The organism is Nocardiopsis sp. iso_25, assembly GCF_056173305.1.
In genome coordinates this window covers 940,645-956,412 of record NZ_CM149667.1, presented here as the reverse complement: position 1 = coordinate 956,412, position 15,768 = coordinate 940,645, and the positions used below count along the sequence as shown (strand labels likewise).

Here is a 15,768-nt window from a genome sequence, read left to right as displayed (position 1 = left end):
GCCGGGTGGGCGCGCTCCGGCATGCGCGCAACCCGGGTTGACAACACGAGGGTGCGCAACCTAGGTTGACAACCGTAGTCGCGCAACCTAGGTTGACGCCATGGATGCGGTACAGCTGGCGGCCACCGCCTCGGACACATCGACCCCCGTGCAGGGGCTGCGCGCCGTCGCCTCCCTGCGCGCGGTGGTCGACTCTCTGGAGCTGCGGCAGGTCGAACAGGCGCTGCGGTCGGGCGAGTCATGGAGCTCCATCGCCGCCGCGCTCGGGGTGACCCGTCAGGCCGTCCACAAGAAGTACGGAAAACGGTTGAGCCACATCGAAGCAGCCAGGAGGGGACAACGATGACGAACCCGTCGGCGAAGCAGGGCCTGATCAACAGGCACTTCGACCGGATCGCGACCTTTGGGGCCGCGAGCCACGAGGCCGCCCGCGCGGGCCACGCCGAAGTCGACTTCGAGCACCTCCTGTTGGGTGTGCTGGTCACCGGCGGTCCGGGGGCCCGTCTGCTCATGGACTCCGGGGTGGGCCTGGCCGAAGCGCGCTCGGCGATCGACGAGATCCTCCGCGAGGACCTCGCCATGCTGGGGGTCGACGTCACCGTGCCGGCTCCGTCCGTCGAGGATTCGAAGGGTTGGCTTCGGTCCACTCCCCGTCTGGAGGAGCTTGAGTACGACATCCCGGCGGCCGGGGGCGACGCGTCCCTGCTCGCGGCGCTGATCGACGACGAGGGCGGCCGGGTGCGACGGGTCCTGGACCGGCTGGGCGCGGACACCGACCGGCTCCGGCGCGACCTCGGCGAGCTGGCGGAGAGGCCGCAGGGCCCGAAGCCGTCCTCGGCGGACAGCGCTGACGCCTCCGAACAGCCGCCCGAGGGCTGGGAGTACACGACCTACGACCTTGAGGTGCCCGTGTCACCCGAACGGGTCTGGGAACTGGTCAGCGACCCGGAGCGCCGGGGCGAGTGGGATCCGGCCTCCGTCTCGTCGCGGCAGCTCGGCGACGGTGTCGTGGAGCTGACCAACAGAGTCACGGAGGACTCGACCAGGGAGTCGATCACGCACAGCGTCCCCGGCCGTGAGGTCACCTGGACGCAGGACGACAGCGGTCGCACACTGCGCATCGTCATCGAACCACTGGGAGACCGCTCCAGGCTGCACCTGCGCCGGGCCTGGCGCAACGCCCTGAAGCCCCGGGGCATCGCCAGCCGCGTGGTCCGGTGGATCGCCTGGCAGAACCTCCGGGGGCACGCTCAGACCATCGCCCAGGCCGCCGCGTCGTAGCGGGCCCCACCGGGCGGCGGGCGACGGCCCTCCGCCCGCCGCGGTGTCACAGCACGCCGTGGGTGATGGCCACGGCCAGTCCGTTGTTGCAACAGTGCAGCACGACCGACGGGATGATGGACTCGTACCGACGGTGCAGCCACCCCAGCCACAGGCCCAGGACCAGGGTGTAGGGCATCAGCAGGGGAGCCACGTGGACGAGGGAGAACACGACGGCCGAGAGCGCGACCGCCGCCCACGGCGCCGTGTGGCGCGTCAGGGCTCCGTGGAGCATGCCACGGAAGAGGAGCTCCTCGAAGAAGGGGAAGAGCAGCACCGTGCCCAGAGCGATGGTGATGCTCGCGGGGAGCGGAAGTTCCGCCACGAGGCCGGAGAATTCCGAGGACGAGGAAAACCCTCCCTCCTGCCTGACGCCCAGGAGGGAGACCACGCCGAGCGCGGCGCCCGTCGAGAGCGCAGCGGACGCGATGGCCAGCGGAATCCACAGCAGAAGGCCGACGGGGACGCGGTTCGGCTTCACCAGTCCCACGTCGCTCAGGGTCAGGCGCGGTCCGCGTCGCATGAGAAGGGCGTGGCCCGCGGCACAGGCCACCAGCGGGGTGAGCAGCAGCAGAGGGCCGAACGCGAGGACGACACGGGCCGCGGGCGGCCAGTCCGCGACCGTGAGGGTGACCACCAGCAGCCCCGCGCCGAGCAGCAGCGCCCCGGAAACCACCGTCACCGCGCCGAGGAGCACCGCGTCCCGGAGGCGCACCCGGGTTCCCAGCAGCGGGTCGGCACGGTGCCCGAGACGTCCGACGCCTGTGGGAGCGGCCCGGCCGGGGTCGCGAGCACTGGTGGTGTCCATGGCAGCGTTCACTTCTCTCCGTTGAAAAAGGGGCATAAGGGCATTCAGGGCGTCCGTCGACAGGTGCCGGACAAGGGCTGAACGGAAGTGCTCTTAGCGTGACGAAAGAGCCCTGACCTGCGATGATCTTTTACCTATAGCGAGTTTCGACCGTCGAGCCTCGCTATGGGTACAAAATCACGGACCAAGGAGCAGCGACCGCTGCGCGAGGGTGCACACGGGCGAAGAACCTCCTGACCTCCTGTCGGAAGCTCCTGACAACCCATGCTCCCCCCATCGCGGCCAACGCGGAGCTGTTTTCCGCACCCGGGTTCTGACCCGGAGGAGCACGGGCGGCACGGATATCGGTCGAATCAGACCCGGACCGATCCCGGCGTGGCCCGGGCGAGGGTCGGGCAATGGGCCCAGGTGAGGGCTGGGCGAGGGGGCCGGGCGAAGAAAGTCCGGTGAACCGGGGGTGACGGACCGGGGCGGCCTCGACCGCCGCTGGTCGCCTCCACACGGTTTGGCGCGCGAAGAGAGTGCGCGGACCCGGCGTTCCGGTGTGAGGGCAGCGCGAAGCCGGGATCCCTGGGGACCCCCCGTTTTCCACGTTAGACCTGCGAGAACAGCCCGCACCAGATCCGGTTCCCGCCTGTGGACAACCCGGAACGGGAGCTCGGCGTCTTCTCTGTGCACGCCCCTCGGCCCTCCTTCGGACGCGGTCCGCGGTCCCGGAAACACGGGGTTGGAGGGGACAGGACATATCGCTAATATCGGACGGGCGCTAACAGCTTCCCGCTGTGGCCCGGGCTCGGGTCCGGGCCCGTCCCCGCAACCGACCGCACCGGAGAGGCCTTCTCGGCCGGGTGGCCCCCGCCCCTTCCATGGCACTCCGCACACCGCTGTTTACCTGGCCACCCCCAGCAGCCGACCACCACCGACCGCCGCACGGCGACCGGCCATGGCGAACGGCTGGGTTGGCACCGTGACATCCCCACAGGAAAAGACGTGACGTACGTGTCCCTCCCCCATTCCGTCGGGCGCGCGACTCTCGCCGCCTCCGCCGCCGCGCTCCTCGCCTTCGGGCTCGCCGCCCCGGCCTCCGCCGACCCCGTGGAGACCTACGAGGGCTCCGTCCGCGCCCAGTACCCCGCCACCGCCGCGTCCGGCGCGGACGTCCGGATCAACGGTGAGATGGAGAGCACGAGCCTCTTCGACCTCCGGTTGGAGGACGGCACCACCCTCACCGCCTACTGCATCGACCTCGAGACCAGGATCAAGGACAACGCCTGGTACCTGGAGGACGACTGGGCGAACTACCCGGGCCGGGGCGACTTCGCGGAGCCGGGCAAGGTGCACTGGATCCTCCAGAACAGCTACCCGACCATCAGCGCCGCCCAGCTCGCAGAGAACGCGGAGTTGAACCGGGGCAACGCCCGCCACTTCGGTGACGAAGAAGCCATCGCCGCCACTCAGGCCGCCATCTGGCACTTCAGTAACGGCGCCGAGGTCACCGCGAACGACCCGAACGGTGTCAAGGCCGTCTACGACTACCTGGTCACCGAAGCCCAGGACCTCCCGCAGGAGCCCGGTCCCACGCTCAGCATCACCCCGGGCGAGGCCTCCGGCAGCCCGGGCGAGACGATCGGTGAGTTCCTCGTCGAGACCAGCGACGAGGACGGCATCGAGGTCAGCGTCGAGGCCCCCGAGGGTGTCGAGATCGAGCTGATCAACCTGGAGAGCGGCGAGTCCGTCACCACGGTCAACAACGGCGACACCGTCGGCCTGGCCGTTCCGGAGGGCGCGGCGGAGGGCACCGCCTCCTTCTCCCTGGAGACCACGGCCACCGTGCAGTCGGGCCGCCTGTTCAAGGGCGAGGAGGAGTTCCAGCCGACCCAGACCCTGATCACCGCCGAGGACAGCGACGTCACCGTCTCCGCCTCGGCCTCGGTCTCCTGGAGCGGCGGCGAGACCCCGCCGGAGTCCCCCGAGCCCAGCGATCCCGAGTCCCCCGAGCCGAGTGAGCCCGAGAGCCCGGAGCCGACCCCGAGCGACGAGCCCTCCGAGCCCGTCGACAAGCCGTCCGAGCCCGCCGACGACCAGAACGAGCCGACCCTGCCGGTGACCGGCGGCGCGCTCGCCGGCCTGGTGGCCGCCGGTGTGGCCGCCCTCGGCGCCGGTGGCGGCGCCATCTACCTGAGCCGCAAGCGCAAGGCCGCGGGCAGCCAGGACCTGGAGGGCTAACACCCCTCCCACCGCCGCTGGGCGGTCGTGACCCAGGGCCCGTTCCGGAACAGTTCCGGGGCGGGTCCTCGGCGTTGCGCCCCGGATCACCGCCCGGGCGGCGTGGGGGCAGCACGAAGCCGAGAGGCCTGGGGACCCCCCTATATCCACGGTAGAGCCGCGCGCACACGCCGCACCAGCCCGGATTCCGCCTGTGGACAACGCCCCGCCGGTCGCCGGAGCGCGGCGGCCCCTCCCCCGGTTTCCCCCGCCCCCGAGCCCCTGGAGCGAACGCAACCGCTGCCGGAGCCCACGCACTCCCGGAGGCCGACAGCACCGCGCCCGCCGTCCCTCGCGGGGACGGCGGGCGCTCGACGACTCCGCCGCGGCGGCTGGCTCCTAGCGGGCGACCGCGTAGGGGCTGCGGGCCAGCAGGTCGCCGTCGCGCTCGGTCAGCGCGCGCTCGACCGCGGCCGCGACCCGGTAGGTGCGGTCGTCGGCCAGGGGCGGGGCCATGATCTGGAAGCCGACGGGCAGGCCGTCCTCCGGGGCCAGGCCGCACGGCACCGACAGCGACGCGTTCCCGGCCAGGTTGGACGGGATCGTGCACAGGTCGGCCAGGTACATGGCCATCGGGTCCTCGGCGCGCTCGCCGATCGGGAACGCCGTGGTCGGCGTCGTCGGCGAGACCAGCACGTCCACGTTCTCGAAGGCGGCGTCGAAGTCGCGCTTGATCAGCGTGCGCACCTGCTGGGCACTGCCGTAGTACGCGTCGTAGTAGCCGCTGGACAGGGCGTAGGTGCCCAGCATGATGCGGCGCTTGACCTCGGGGCCGAAGCCCTGGGCCCGGGTCAGCGACATGACCTCCTCGGCGCTGCGCGTGCCGTCGTCGCCCACCCGCAGGCCGTAGCGCATGGCGTCGAAGCGGGCGAGGTTGGACGAGCACTCGCTGGGAGCGATGAGGTAGTACGCCGACAGGGCCGCGTCGAAGCTCGGGCAGGACAGCTCCACGATCTTCGCGCCCAGGGACTCCAGCAGCTCCAGCGTCTCGTGGAAGCGCTGGCGCACGCCCGGCTGGAAGCCGTCGCTGTCCAGTTCGCTGACCACGCCCACGCGCAGGCCCTCGACGTCGCCCAGTCGGGCGGCGTCCACGACCGGCGGAACCGGGGCGTCGATGGAGGTGGAGTCGCGCGGGTCGTGCCCGGAGAAGGCCTCGTGGAGCAGGGCGGCGTCGAGCACGTTGCGCGCGAAGGGGCCCGGGGTGTCCAGGGAGGAGGCGAAGGCGATCATCCCGTAGCGGGAGGAGCCGCCGTAGGTGGGCTTGGCGCCGACCAGGCCGCACACGGCGGCGGGCTGGCGGATGGAGCCGCCGGTGTCGGTGCCGGTGGCCAGGGGCGCCTCGAACGCGGCCACGGCCGCGGAGGAGCCGCCGGAGGAGCCGCCCGGGATGCGGCCGGTGTCCCACGGGTTGCGGGTGACCTGGTAGGCGGAGTTCTCCGTGGAGGAGCCCATGGCGAACTCGTCCATGTTGGTCTTGCCCAGGATGACCAGACCGGCCTCGCGCAGGCGCGCCGTGACGGTGGCGTCGTAGGGCGGCTGCCAGCCCTCCAGGATCTTCGAGGCGGCGGTGGTGGGCATGTCCTTGGTGGTGAACACGTCCTTGTGGGCGACCGGGACGCCGGCGAGCGGGCCCAGTTCCTCACCGGCGGCGCGGCGGGCGTCCACCGCGCGGGCCTGCTCCAGCGCGGTCTCGCGGCGCACGTGCAGGAAGGCGTTGATCTCGCCGTCCACGGACTCGATCCGGTCCAGGTAGGCGGTGGTGGCCTCCTCGGAGGTCACCCGCCCCTCCCTGATGGCCTCGCCGAGTTCGGCGGCGGTCAGGCTGATGACGTCGCTCACCGCTACTCACCCTCCCCGAGGATCCGCGGAACCCGGAAGCGCTGGTCCTCCACCGCCGGGGCACCGGCCAGTGCCTGGTCGTGGGCGAGGCCGGGCCTGGCCTCGTCGGGGCGGTAGACGTTGGTCAGCGGCAGGGCGTGCGAGCTGGGCGGGATGTCGCCCTGGGCGACCTCCTGCACCTTGGCCACGGCGGTCAGGATGTCACCGAGCTGGGCGGCGAGCGTGTCGAGCTCGCTCTCGTCGAGCGCCAGCCGCGACAACCGGGCGAGGTGCGCGACCTCATCGCGGGTGATGGCGGTCATGGAATGCGAACCGTTTCTTCGGCGGAAGGACTATCGGGATCAATCCTATGGCTCCGGGGTCGGTCCCGGCGCCGGTCGGTCGGCGAACGCCGGTCGGCCGACCGGTGCGGGCCCCGGGTCGGCGCCGCTCGGCGGCCCCCCGGTCAGACGCGGGTGCCGGCCGCGGTCCCGCCGTCGCGGGCGGCGACCCAGTCGGCGACCTCCCGGGCGGTCAGCGGCGCGGAGAAGTGGTGGCCCTGGGCGGCGTGGCAGCCGGTGTCGCGGGCGGCGCGGGCGAGTTCGCCGCTCTGGACGCCCTCGGCGGTGGCGCGCATGCCCAGCGCCTTGACCAGGGCGATGGCCGCCCGGACGACGGTGTGGCCGTTGTCGGTCCGGTCCACCAGGCGGGCGGTGAAGGACTCGTGGATCTTGACCTCGTCCAGGGGCAGGCCGGCGAGCTGGGCGAGGGTGAAGTGGCCGGTGCCGAAGTCGTCCAGGGACAGGCCCACGCCGAGGTCGCGCAGGCGGCGGACGGCCGCGGTGGCGGCGTCGGTGTCGGTGATCAGCGCGTGCTCGCCGATCTCCAGGACCAGCCGGTCGGCCGGTACGCCGTGCTCGCGCAGCGCGGAGGCGACGGTGGCGGGCAGCGCGGGGTCGAGCAGTTCGCGCACGCCGAGGTTGACGGCGACGGGCAGGTCGAGGCCCTCGGCGTGCCAGCCGGCGGCACGGGCCAGGGTGATGTCCAGGACCTGGCCCGTGAAGGCGCGCAGCAGGTTGGACTGCTCCACGACCGGCATGAACTCCTCGGGGGTGAGCAGTCCGCGGGTGGGGTGGCGCCAGCGGGCCAGGGCCTCCAGGCCGACGGGGCGTTCGTCGCCCAGGTCGACCTTGGGCTGGTAGTGCATCTCCAGTGCGCCCTCGGACAGGCCGCGGCGCAGTTCGGTGTACAGGCTGAGCCGGGCGGTGGAGTTGCGGTCCTTGCCGGGGTCGTAGGACTCCACGCCGGTGCGGTCGGCCTTGGCGACGTACATGGCCACGTCGGCGCGCTGCATGAGGAGCGCGAAGTCGGGGGCGTCGTGGGGGTGCAGGGCGATGCCGATGCTGGCCTGGAGGTCGAAGTCCATGCCGTCCAGGCGGACCGGTTCGGCGAGGGCGCCGCGCAGCCGGAAGGCCACCTCGCACGCGGAGGCGTTGTCGCGGACCTGGGGCAGCAGGACGGCGAACTCGTCCCCGCCCAGGCGGGAGACGAGGTCTCCGGGGCGGACGCTGTGGGTGAGCCTGCGCGCGACGGTCTGGAGGAGGCGGTCGCCGGTGGGGTGGCCCAGGGTGTCGTTGACCTCCTTGAACCGGTCGAGGTCGAGCAGGAGCAGGCCGACGCTGCCGCCGCGCTGCTGGGCGTGGGCGATCTCCTCGCGGGCGCGCATGGTGAGGAGCTTGCGGTTGGCCAGGCCGGTGAGTTCGTCGTGGTTGGCCTGGTGGTCTCGTTGGACCGAGAGCATGGCGCTCGTGTAGAGCGCGCCGAGCGGGAGCGCGAACAAGGGGACGTAGAGCACCGAGTGGGTCGCGGCCACGACCACGAGCGGGGCGAGGCTGAGCAGGACGCCGTTGACGTGCAGCTGCTGGGCCAGGCCCTTGGACATGACCTGTCGCAGGGGCACGCGTTCGTGCATGGCCACCGCGCACAGGACCAGGACGCGGTTGACCGCGAAGTAGCCCGCTCCGGCGAGGGCGACGGTCAGGAGCTCGCCCGCGGCGGGCAGCCAGGTGCCCTGGACGGTTCCGGGCAGCAGCAGGCGCAGGACGGCGTCGGCGACGCCGAGCGAGAGCGTGTACTGGGCGGCGTTGAAGGCGATGCGGTGGGGGGCGTGGCCGCGCGCGAACCCGGAGACCGCGGTGGCGGTGACCTGGGCCAGGGCGGCCACGGGCAGGCCGTGCAGGATGACGAGCGCGAGGGAGAAGGGCAGCGAGGTGGGCACGCCGTCGCCGGGCGCCTGGCCGGGGAGGGTGAGGGGGCGCAGCTCGCCGAGGACGATCATGCACAGCAGAACCCAGGTGAGCGGTTCGACGGCGAGAGCGCGCAGTTCGTCCGCCCCCAGACCGAGGCCGGAGACGAGGAGCAGGACCGCCCCGGCGGCCGTGGCGCCCAGCATGTACAGCCAGAGCGGTGTCCCGGCCCGGGGACCGATGTCCCTTGTGCTGTTGGGATCCTTCATGCCTGGTCCTTGTGAGGGGGCCGCGGAGTACGGCGGCGCCGGACGGTGCCGTCGCTCCTGCTCGGGGTTGCCGGTACCCGGCCACCCCTCATGGCCGAATTCCGGTTTCGGATACACCCGCATCCTGTGCGTTACTGTCCACCTTACGCGGTTTCGTCACCAACTGTCGCTTGCCAGGAACTATCAGTTAACCAATGCGGGGCTGTGCGTGGTGAGAGATCCCCGAAAAGGTACGCGGGCCCGACACGGCCGCGGGTCCGGTGCGCCCCGGGTTCCGCGGCCGTGCTCAGCGGGTGCGGCCCGCCCCCTCAGGCCCCGTCCCCGACCGCCTCCTCGGCGTCGGCGGCGGTCGGGGCCGCTCCGGTCCCGGCTGTCGCGGGGACGGCGTCGGCGGCGGTCCCGTCCCCGGTCTCCGCGACCGCGGCGGCCTCGGCACCGGGCTCCTCGGGCGCGGGGTTGACGCGCCTGGACTCGGCCGCCTCGGGGCCGGCCTCCAGCAGGACGCGGAAGCCCTCCTCGTCCAGGACCGGCACCCCCAGCTTGACGGCCTTGTCGTACTTGGAGCCGGGGCTGTCGCCGACCACCACGAAACCGGTCTTCTTGGACACCGACGCCGTGGCCCGGCCGCCGCGCTCGGCGATCGCCTCCTTGGCCCCGTCCCGGCTGAAGCCCTCCAGGGAACCGGTCACCACCACGGTGACCCCCTCCAGGTGGCGCGGCCTGGAGCCGTCGTCCTCGTCCTCCATGCGCACCCCGGCCTCGGCCCACTTGCGGACGATCTCGGCGTGCCAGTCCACCGCGAACCACTCGCGGATGGAGGCGGCGATGGTCGGGCCGACGCCGTCGACCGACGCCAGCTCCTCCTCGCTGGCCGCGCGGATGGCGTCCATGGAGCGGAAGTGGCGGGCCAGGTCCTCCGCCGCGCGCGGGCCCACGTGCCGGATGGACAGCGCCACCAGCACCCGCCACAGCGGCTTGGACTTGGCCTCCTCCAGCTGTTCGAAGAGCTTCTCGACCGTCTTCTTGGGCTCGCCCTTCTTGTTGGCGAAGAAGGACACCACCTTGGGCTCGCCGGTCTTGGGGTCGGTCTTGGGCTCGGTGGTGTCGGGGTCGAGCACGTGGGTGCGGATGGGCAGCAGCATGTCGACGGTGAGGTCGAACAGGTCGCCCTCGTCGCGCACCGGCGGCCGGGCGGGCTCCAGCGGCTGGGTGAGGGCGGTGGCGGCCACGTAGCCCAGCGCCTCGATGTCCAGGGCCTTGCGGCTGGCCACGAAGAACAGGCGCTCGCGCAGCTGGCCCGGGCAGGAGCGGGCGTTGGGGCAGCGCAGGTCGACGTCGCCCTCCTTCTGCTGGCCGAGCGCGGTGCCGCACTCGGGGCAGGACTCGGGCATGGCGAAGGCCCGCTCGGTGCCGTCGCGGCGGTCGAGCACCGGGGCGACGATCTCGGGGATGACGTCGCCCGCCTTGCGCAGCACGACGGTGTCGCCGATGAGCACTCCCTTGCGCTCGACCTCGCGCGCGTTGTGCAGGGTGGCGAACTCGACCTCGGACCCGGCCACGACCACCGGCTCCATGACCCCGTAGGGGGTGACGCGCCCGGTACGGCCCACGCCCACCTTGATGTCGAGCAGGCGGGTGGTGACCTCCTCGGGCGGGTACTTGTAGGCGATCGCCCAGCGCGGGACGCGGCTGGTGGAGCCCAGGCGCCGCTGGAGGGCGAAGTCGTCGACCTTGATGACGATGCCGTCGATCTCGTAGGCGGGCTCGTGGCGGTGGGCCGCGTAGTACCCCACGTACTCGCGGACCTCGTCCATGGTGGTGACGACCCGGTAGCGGTCGCTGAGCGGCAGCCCCCACTCACCCAGCAGCCGGTAGGCCTGCGACTGGCTGGTGAAGGCCACGTCCCCGCCGCCGTCCTCCGCCGGAGAGTAGGCGCCCACGCCGTGCACGATCATCGACAGCGGCCGGGTGGCGGTGACTCGGGGGTCCTTCTGGCGCAGCGACCCGGCGGCGGCGTTGCGGGGGTTGGCGAAGGGGGTGTGCTCGCCCGAGGCGGTGATGCGCTCGTTGAGTTTTCCGAAGTCCTCCACCGGCAGGAAGACCTCTCCGCGCACCTCCAGCAGCTCGGGCGCGGGGCGCACGCTCTCGTCCAGGCGTTCGGGGACGACCCCGATGGTGCGCACGTTGAGGGTGATGTCCTCGCCGACGCGCCCGTCGCCGCGGGTGGCGGCGCGTACGAGGCGGCCCTTCTCGTACACCAGGTCCACGGCCAGGCCGTCGATCTTGAGCTCGCACAGGTAGCCGTTGACGGGCACCTCGGCGCTGGCCCGGTCGGCCCAGGCGTTGAGCTCGCCGACGTCGAAGGCGTTGCCCAGGCTCTCCATCCGCACCAGGTGCTCGACCGCGGCGAAGTCGACGCTGATGGGCGCGCCGACCTTCTGCGTGGGCGAGTCCTGGGTGGCCAGGGCGGGGTAGGAGTCCTCGATGCCGACCAGCTCGCGCATGAGGGTGTCGTACTCGGCGTCGGAGACCACCGGTGTGCCCAGGTAGTACCGGTAACTGTGGTCGTCCAGTTCCCGGCACAGCTCGGTGTGCCGGGCGCGAACCTCGTCGGGGATGTCGGTGGTGGTGTCGGGCGCGCTCACTCGGTACCTTTCTCGCTCTCGTGCTCGCCTGCTGCGGGCGCTACCTTCGGGGCTCGTCCCGCAGGACCCGGGCACCGGCTCGGGAGGCGTTCAGGGCCGCCCTCGCGTGGCCGGGCGAGGCGCCCGCCAACCCGCACGTGGGTGTGGTGACCACCGCGCGGGAGAGCAGGTCGGGGGAGAATCCCAGCCGGTTCCACAACTCGCGAACAGGATCGACAGTAGCGGCGGGGTCGGACATTCGTGCGGTCCGCGCGGGCGCGGCGTCGTCGGTGGAGGGGACCACCCCGAGCAGGAGTCCGGTGCCCGCCTCCACTGCCGTGCCGACCGCCTCGTCGTGGTCGCGGGTGAGGAGGAGGGCGTTGAGGCCCAGCGCGCGGGCGCCGCTGCGGCGCAGCAGGTCGACGGGGACGCCCGGGGCGCAGCAGTGCGCGGCGGGGACGGCCCCGGTGCCCTCGATCGCGGCGAAGAGGAGGCGCAGGGCGGCCTCGACGCGCACCCGGTCGACGGCGGGCAGGCGGCCGTAGCCGCTGGCGGTGGGCAGGGCGCCCAGCAGGACCGCGGGCAGGGAGGGTTCGTCGACCTGGACGAGGAGCCGGGCGCCGGGGACCCGTCTGCGGACCTCGGCCAGGTGGGCGAGGACGCCCTCCAGGTGGGACTCGGCCAGGTCGCGGCAGGCCCCCGGGTCGGAGGCCAGGCGCTGGCCGTTGCGCAGTTCGACCGACGCGGCCAGGGTCCACGGCCCGGCGACCTGCACCTTGAGGGTTCCGGTGAAGCCGTGGGCGTGCTCGGTGAGGGCGTCGAGGTCGTAGGACATGAGGCTGGCCGCGCGGCCCAGGTCGCGCCCGGGGCTGTCGGCGGCCCGCCAGCCGCTGGGCTGGACCTCCACGGGGAACTCCACCAGGAGGCCGCAGGTGCGGCCGACCATGTCGGCGCCGACGCCGCGCGCGGGCAGCTCGGGCAGGTGCGGCAGGTCGGGGAGTTCACCGAGGACGGTGCGCATCGCCTCGTCGGGGTCCTCTCCCGGCCAGGACCCGACCCCGGTGGAGGACGCGGCGGGCCAGGGGTAGGGGTGCTGTTCGCTCACATCGCCCAAGGTTAGGGCAACGCGAAGCGGGCGGGCGCTACCGTCGGGACGCGTCGGGGTTAACCCGCGGAGGCGCGATGGGGGTCGGCGGCGCCCTCGGGCTCCTCGGGGGCCTGCTCGGCGGTGCGGGAGCGGCGGGCGCGCAGCACCATCACGGCCACGACCGCCGCGGCCAGCGCGGCCACGCCGAGGGCCGCCCACGGCGAGTCCAGGAACAGGGAGAACCAGGTGCCCACCAGGCCGCCGATGACCACGCCCCACAGGCCGGCCCAGATCAGCGAGCCGACGAACATCGCGGCGAGGTAGCGCGGGAAGCGCATGCGCATCGCGCCCGCCGCGAGGTTGACGGCGGTCTGCACGCCGACGGTGCAGAAGCTCAGGGTGACCACGGGCGCGCCGTAGCGGTCGATGCGCCGCCGGGCGGCGTCCAGCCGGGGGCCGAGTCTGGCGCCCATACGGCTGCGGGTCACCCCGGCGCCCAGGCCTCGGCCGATCCAGTACGTGGCCTGGGCACGGCACAGGACCACGCCGAGCAGCGTGAAGTAGACGATCCAGAACGGCTGGCCGTCGAGGAAATCGAACTCCGGCATGGGCAGGCCCCCTCACCTCGCCCCGCAACTATGCTATGCCTTACCTAAGTTCGGCAAGGGATCGCGGGCGACGAACCAGGTGGGACAGCCCACTCCGCCGCCGTCGCGCCCCCGGGCGGCCGCTCCGGGCGACCCGTGCACACGCTCGCACGGACCGCCGAACCGGCCTCCCTCAGACCGCGGCCCCGGTTCTGGAGGTGGCGGAGATCGTGGCCGACCCCAGCACCGTGTCGCCCTGGTAGACCACCACGGCCTGTCCGGTGGCCACACCTGTGGCGGGCTCGGCGAGCCGGACGACCAGTTCGGGGCCGCCGTCGCCCTCGCGCTGCCACACGTTCGCCGGGTAGACCTCGCCGTGGGCGCGCAGCTGGACGTGGCAGTCGGTCGGCTCGGTCAGGGGCTCGCTGCCGCTCCACACCGGGCGCACGCCGGTGATGGCGTCCACCCGCAGGGAGGCCCGCGGCCCCACCGTGACGGAGTTGTCGACCGGCTCGATGGACAGCACGTACCGCGGGTGGGCGGCGCCGCCCAGGCCCAGGCCCCTGCGCTGGCCCACGGTGAAGGTGTGCGAGCCGTTGTGCGTGCCCACCACCGTGCCGTCCTCGTCCCGGATCGGCCCCGGCCGCTCGCCGATGCGCCGGTTGAGGAAGCCCGCCGTGTCACCGTCGGCGATGAAGCAGATGTCGTGGCTGTCGGGCTTGTCCGCCACCGACAGGCCGCGCCGCTCGGCCTCCGCGCGCACCTCGTCCTTGGTGCAGTCCCCCAGCGGGAACACCGCGTGCTCCAGCTGCTCGGCGTTGAGCACGCCCAGCACGTAGGACTGGTCCTTGGCCGCGTCCACGCTGCGCACCAGGCGCCCATCGACCTTGCGGACGTGGTGTCCGGTGGCCACGGCGTCGAAGCCCAGGGCGACGGCCCGGTCCAGCACCGCCTCGAACTTGATCTTCTCGTTGCAGCGCAGGCACGGGTTGGGGGTGTTGCCCGCCTCGTACTCGGCCACGAAGTCCTGCACGACCTCGCGGTCGAACTCCTCCGACATGTCCCACACGTAGAAGGGGATGCCGATGACGTCGGCGGCCCGCCGCGCGTCGTGGGAGTCCTCCACGGTGCAGCAGCCGCGCGCGCCCGTGCGGTAGGACTGCGGGTTCTTGGAGAGCGCCAGGTGGACACCGGTGACGTCGTGGCCCGCCTCGGCCACACGGGCCGCGGCGACCGCGGAGTCGACCCCGCCCGACATGGCGGCGAGTACACGCAAAGTCATAGTGGTTCCAGGGTATGCGTTCGCGGGGGGACGGAAACCCCGCCCGGGGGGACGGGAACTCCTGACCGGGGGGACGGAGAACTCGGGCCGGGGTCAACGGGCGGTCCCGGTAGGAGGGGTACGGCGGCGCCCGGGGCGGGACCGGGCCGCGCTCCCGGGGCGGCGAACCGTCCGCCGGACGACCCCCGGACGCGGCGGCGAGTGTGGTCGTCCGCTTCTGCGAAAATCGGGGCATGGCTCTGTTCCGTCGTCGCCGCTCCGCCGACTCCACCTCCTCAGTCACCGCCTTCTGGGACGCCTGGCCCGCCGAACGCGAGGCCCTGGCCAGCGCGGTCGAGTCGGACCAGCCCGTGCCCGCCGAGGTGTCCGAGCGCGTCACCGCGCTGGTCCGCTCCATCCACCCGGACATGGAGTGGGAGGTGGGCCGCGCACCGAAGCCGAGCGGCGGCCTGGAGGACCTCGACCTGTCGACCGACGTGGACCCGGGCAAGCTCCTGGAGCAGCTGGCCGCCCTGGACGACCCCTCCCGGCTGACCGACGGCCCCGCCTACGCCCTGACGCTGCGCCCCGGCGGCTCGGAGGAGGCGCGCATCCTGTCCGAGCGCTGGGCGCGCTCGGCCCCCGAGGACCCCCGGTGGCTGTTCCGGCCGGTGCGGCCCGCCGACCACGACCAGCTCTCCTCCACCGTCAACCTGGACGACCACGGGCTCGACCTGTCGCACGTGTCGGTGTCCATGCGGGTCGACCACGCGACCGGCAAGGTCGAGGTGGGCGTGTACCACCCCGACAACATGTTCCTGCCCGAGAGCACGCGCGCCGCCGTGGCCGAGCACGTCACCCTGCTGGCGCTGGGTGAGGACGACCGGGTGCGGTGGATCGGTGAGACGGCGCCGCTGGACGAGCCGCCGCTGGACCCGCTGCCGCCCACATCGATGCCCGCCGTGGTGCGGCAGATGGCGGACATGCTCGGCGGATCGGGCGGCTGGGCGACGCTGCACGGGCGAATCCCCCTCCAGGGCGCGGTGGAGATCCTGCTCCGCCACCCGCTGACCCGCCGCGACTTCCCGGCGTTCACCCTGTTCGTGCAGGTGATCGTGCCGTACACGCACACGGACGAGGACAGGCTGCCCACCGGCGCCTCCGCCTCGGCGCTGGACGACCTGGAGGCCCGGATCTCGGGTGTGCTGGGGGACAACGGCGCGCTGTTCATGCGCCAGACCGTGGGCGGCAGGCGCGACTACCGCTACTACCTGGACCCGGACTCGGGCGCGCTGCCCGAGTTCGAGGCCGTGCTGACCGACTGGTCCGAGGGGGAGGTCAAGCTGCGCAGCCAGCTCGACCCGTCCTGGGCGCAGTTCAACACCGCGCGCAGGCCGTTCCGCCGCCAGCTGGGCGAGTAGGGCGCGGCCGAGACGCGGCCGGGACGGCTGTTCACCGCCGCGAAGGCAACGGATCACCGGTT

At 72.7% G+C, this 15,768-nt stretch carries 12 protein-coding genes; 4 read left to right on the top strand and 8 right to left on the bottom strand.

Annotated features, from left to right (window positions below):
- Positions 1–100: 100 nt before the first annotated feature.
- Together AC0VX6_RS04390 and AC0VX6_RS04385 are read left to right on the top strand one after the other, a co-directional pair.
- The gene (locus AC0VX6_RS04390) at positions 101–346 is read left to right on the top strand and encodes a hypothetical protein (RefSeq protein ID WP_274976308.1); all 246 of its coding nucleotides are present in this window, start codon (positions 101–103) and stop codon (positions 344–346) included.
- Positions 343–1,281, top strand: a complete 939-nt coding sequence (locus AC0VX6_RS04385) for an SRPBCC family protein (protein WP_274976307.1) — start codon at positions 343–345, stop codon at positions 1,279–1,281. Before AC0VX6_RS04390 ends, AC0VX6_RS04385 begins: the two co-directional genes overlap by 4 nt.
- Before the next feature lie 46 nt (positions 1,282–1,327).
- Here AC0VX6_RS04385 and AC0VX6_RS04380 read toward each other — a convergent pair whose 3' ends face one another.
- Entirely contained in the window at positions 1,328–2,128 is an 801-nt protein-coding gene (locus AC0VX6_RS04380; RefSeq protein WP_274976306.1) for a CPBP family intramembrane glutamic endopeptidase, read from the bottom strand.
- A 990-nt stretch (positions 2,129–3,118) separates the two neighbouring features.
- Between AC0VX6_RS04380 and AC0VX6_RS04375 the strand changes: the two genes are divergently transcribed.
- Positions 3,119–4,354 (top strand): thioester domain-containing protein, encoded by a 1,236-nt coding sequence (locus AC0VX6_RS04375; RefSeq protein WP_475467429.1) that lies wholly within the window; start codon positions 3,119–3,121, stop codon positions 4,352–4,354.
- A 378-nt stretch (positions 4,355–4,732) separates the two neighbouring features.
- On the opposite strand, the gene gatA is transcribed toward AC0VX6_RS04375, so the two are convergent.
- The 7 genes from gatA to mnmA all read right to left on the bottom strand — a co-directional run bounded on the left by gatA (position 4,733) and on the right by mnmA (position 14,306).
- The gene (gatA, locus tag AC0VX6_RS04370) at positions 4,733–6,232 is read right to left on the bottom strand and encodes an Asp-tRNA(Asn)/Glu-tRNA(Gln) amidotransferase subunit GatA (protein ID WP_274976304.1); all 1,500 of its coding nucleotides are present in this window, start codon (positions 6,230–6,232) and stop codon (positions 4,733–4,735) included.
- 2 nt (positions 6,233–6,234) lie between these two features.
- Positions 6,235–6,534 carry an Asp-tRNA(Asn)/Glu-tRNA(Gln) amidotransferase subunit GatC gene (gatC, locus tag AC0VX6_RS04365; RefSeq protein WP_013151219.1) on the bottom strand — a complete coding sequence of 100 codons (300 nt, stop codon included), beginning with the start codon at positions 6,532–6,534 and terminating at the stop codon, positions 6,235–6,237.
- Between the two features lie 143 nt (positions 6,535–6,677).
- Positions 6,678–8,726 (bottom strand): putative bifunctional diguanylate cyclase/phosphodiesterase, encoded by a 2,049-nt coding sequence (locus AC0VX6_RS04360; protein WP_274976303.1) that lies wholly within the window; start codon positions 8,724–8,726, stop codon positions 6,678–6,680.
- Positions 8,727–9,034: 308 nt separating this feature from the next.
- Positions 9,035–11,371, bottom strand: a complete 2,337-nt coding sequence (gene ligA, locus AC0VX6_RS04355; RefSeq protein ID WP_475467428.1) for an NAD-dependent DNA ligase LigA — start codon at positions 11,369–11,371, stop codon at positions 9,035–9,037.
- A gap of 40 nt (positions 11,372–11,411) precedes the next feature.
- Positions 11,412–12,455 (bottom strand): methionine synthase, encoded by a 1,044-nt coding sequence (locus tag AC0VX6_RS04350; protein ID WP_475467427.1) that lies wholly within the window; start codon positions 12,453–12,455, stop codon positions 11,412–11,414.
- Positions 12,456–12,514: 59 nt separating this feature from the next.
- Positions 12,515–13,045, bottom strand: a complete 531-nt coding sequence (locus tag AC0VX6_RS04345) for a DedA family protein (protein WP_274976300.1) — start codon at positions 13,043–13,045, stop codon at positions 12,515–12,517.
- Positions 13,046–13,217: 172 nt separating this feature from the next.
- Positions 13,218–14,306, bottom strand: coding sequence for a tRNA 2-thiouridine(34) synthase MnmA (gene mnmA / locus AC0VX6_RS04340; protein ID WP_274976299.1), 1,089 nt, complete (start codon positions 14,304–14,306; stop codon positions 13,218–13,220).
- 233 nt (positions 14,307–14,539) lie between these two features.
- Here mnmA and AC0VX6_RS04335 point away from each other — a divergent pair, with 233 nt between their 5' ends.
- Positions 14,540–15,706, top strand: coding sequence for a DUF695 domain-containing protein (locus AC0VX6_RS04335; RefSeq protein WP_475467426.1), 1,167 nt, complete (start codon positions 14,540–14,542; stop codon positions 15,704–15,706).
- Positions 15,707–15,768: the final 62 nt, after the last annotated feature.

Excerpts from the sequence above, each read along its gene's own strand:
- AC0VX6_RS04390 (WP_274976308.1), top strand. The coding sequence starts at position 101 with ATGGATGCGGTACAGCTGGCGGCCACCGCCTCGGACACATCGACCCCC.
- AC0VX6_RS04385 (WP_274976307.1), top strand. The coding sequence starts at position 343 with ATGACGAACCCGTCGGCGAAGCAGGGCCTGATCAACAGGCACTTCGAC.
- AC0VX6_RS04380 (WP_274976306.1), bottom strand. The coding sequence starts at position 2,128 with ATGGACACCACCAGTGCTCGCGACCCCGGCCGGGCCGCTCCCACAGGC.
- gatC (WP_013151219.1), bottom strand. The coding sequence starts at position 6,534 with ATGACCGCCATCACCCGCGATGAGGTCGCGCACCTCGCCCGGTTGTCG.
- AC0VX6_RS04360 (WP_274976303.1), bottom strand. The coding sequence starts at position 8,726 with ATGAAGGATCCCAACAGCACAAGGGACATCGGTCCCCGGGCCGGGACA.
- AC0VX6_RS04345 (WP_274976300.1), bottom strand. The coding sequence starts at position 13,045 with ATGCCGGAGTTCGATTTCCTCGACGGCCAGCCGTTCTGGATCGTCTAC.
- mnmA (WP_274976299.1), bottom strand. The coding sequence starts at position 14,306 with ATGACTTTGCGTGTACTCGCCGCCATGTCGGGCGGGGTCGACTCCGCG.
- AC0VX6_RS04335 (WP_475467426.1), top strand. The coding sequence starts at position 14,540 with ATGGCTCTGTTCCGTCGTCGCCGCTCCGCCGACTCCACCTCCTCAGTC.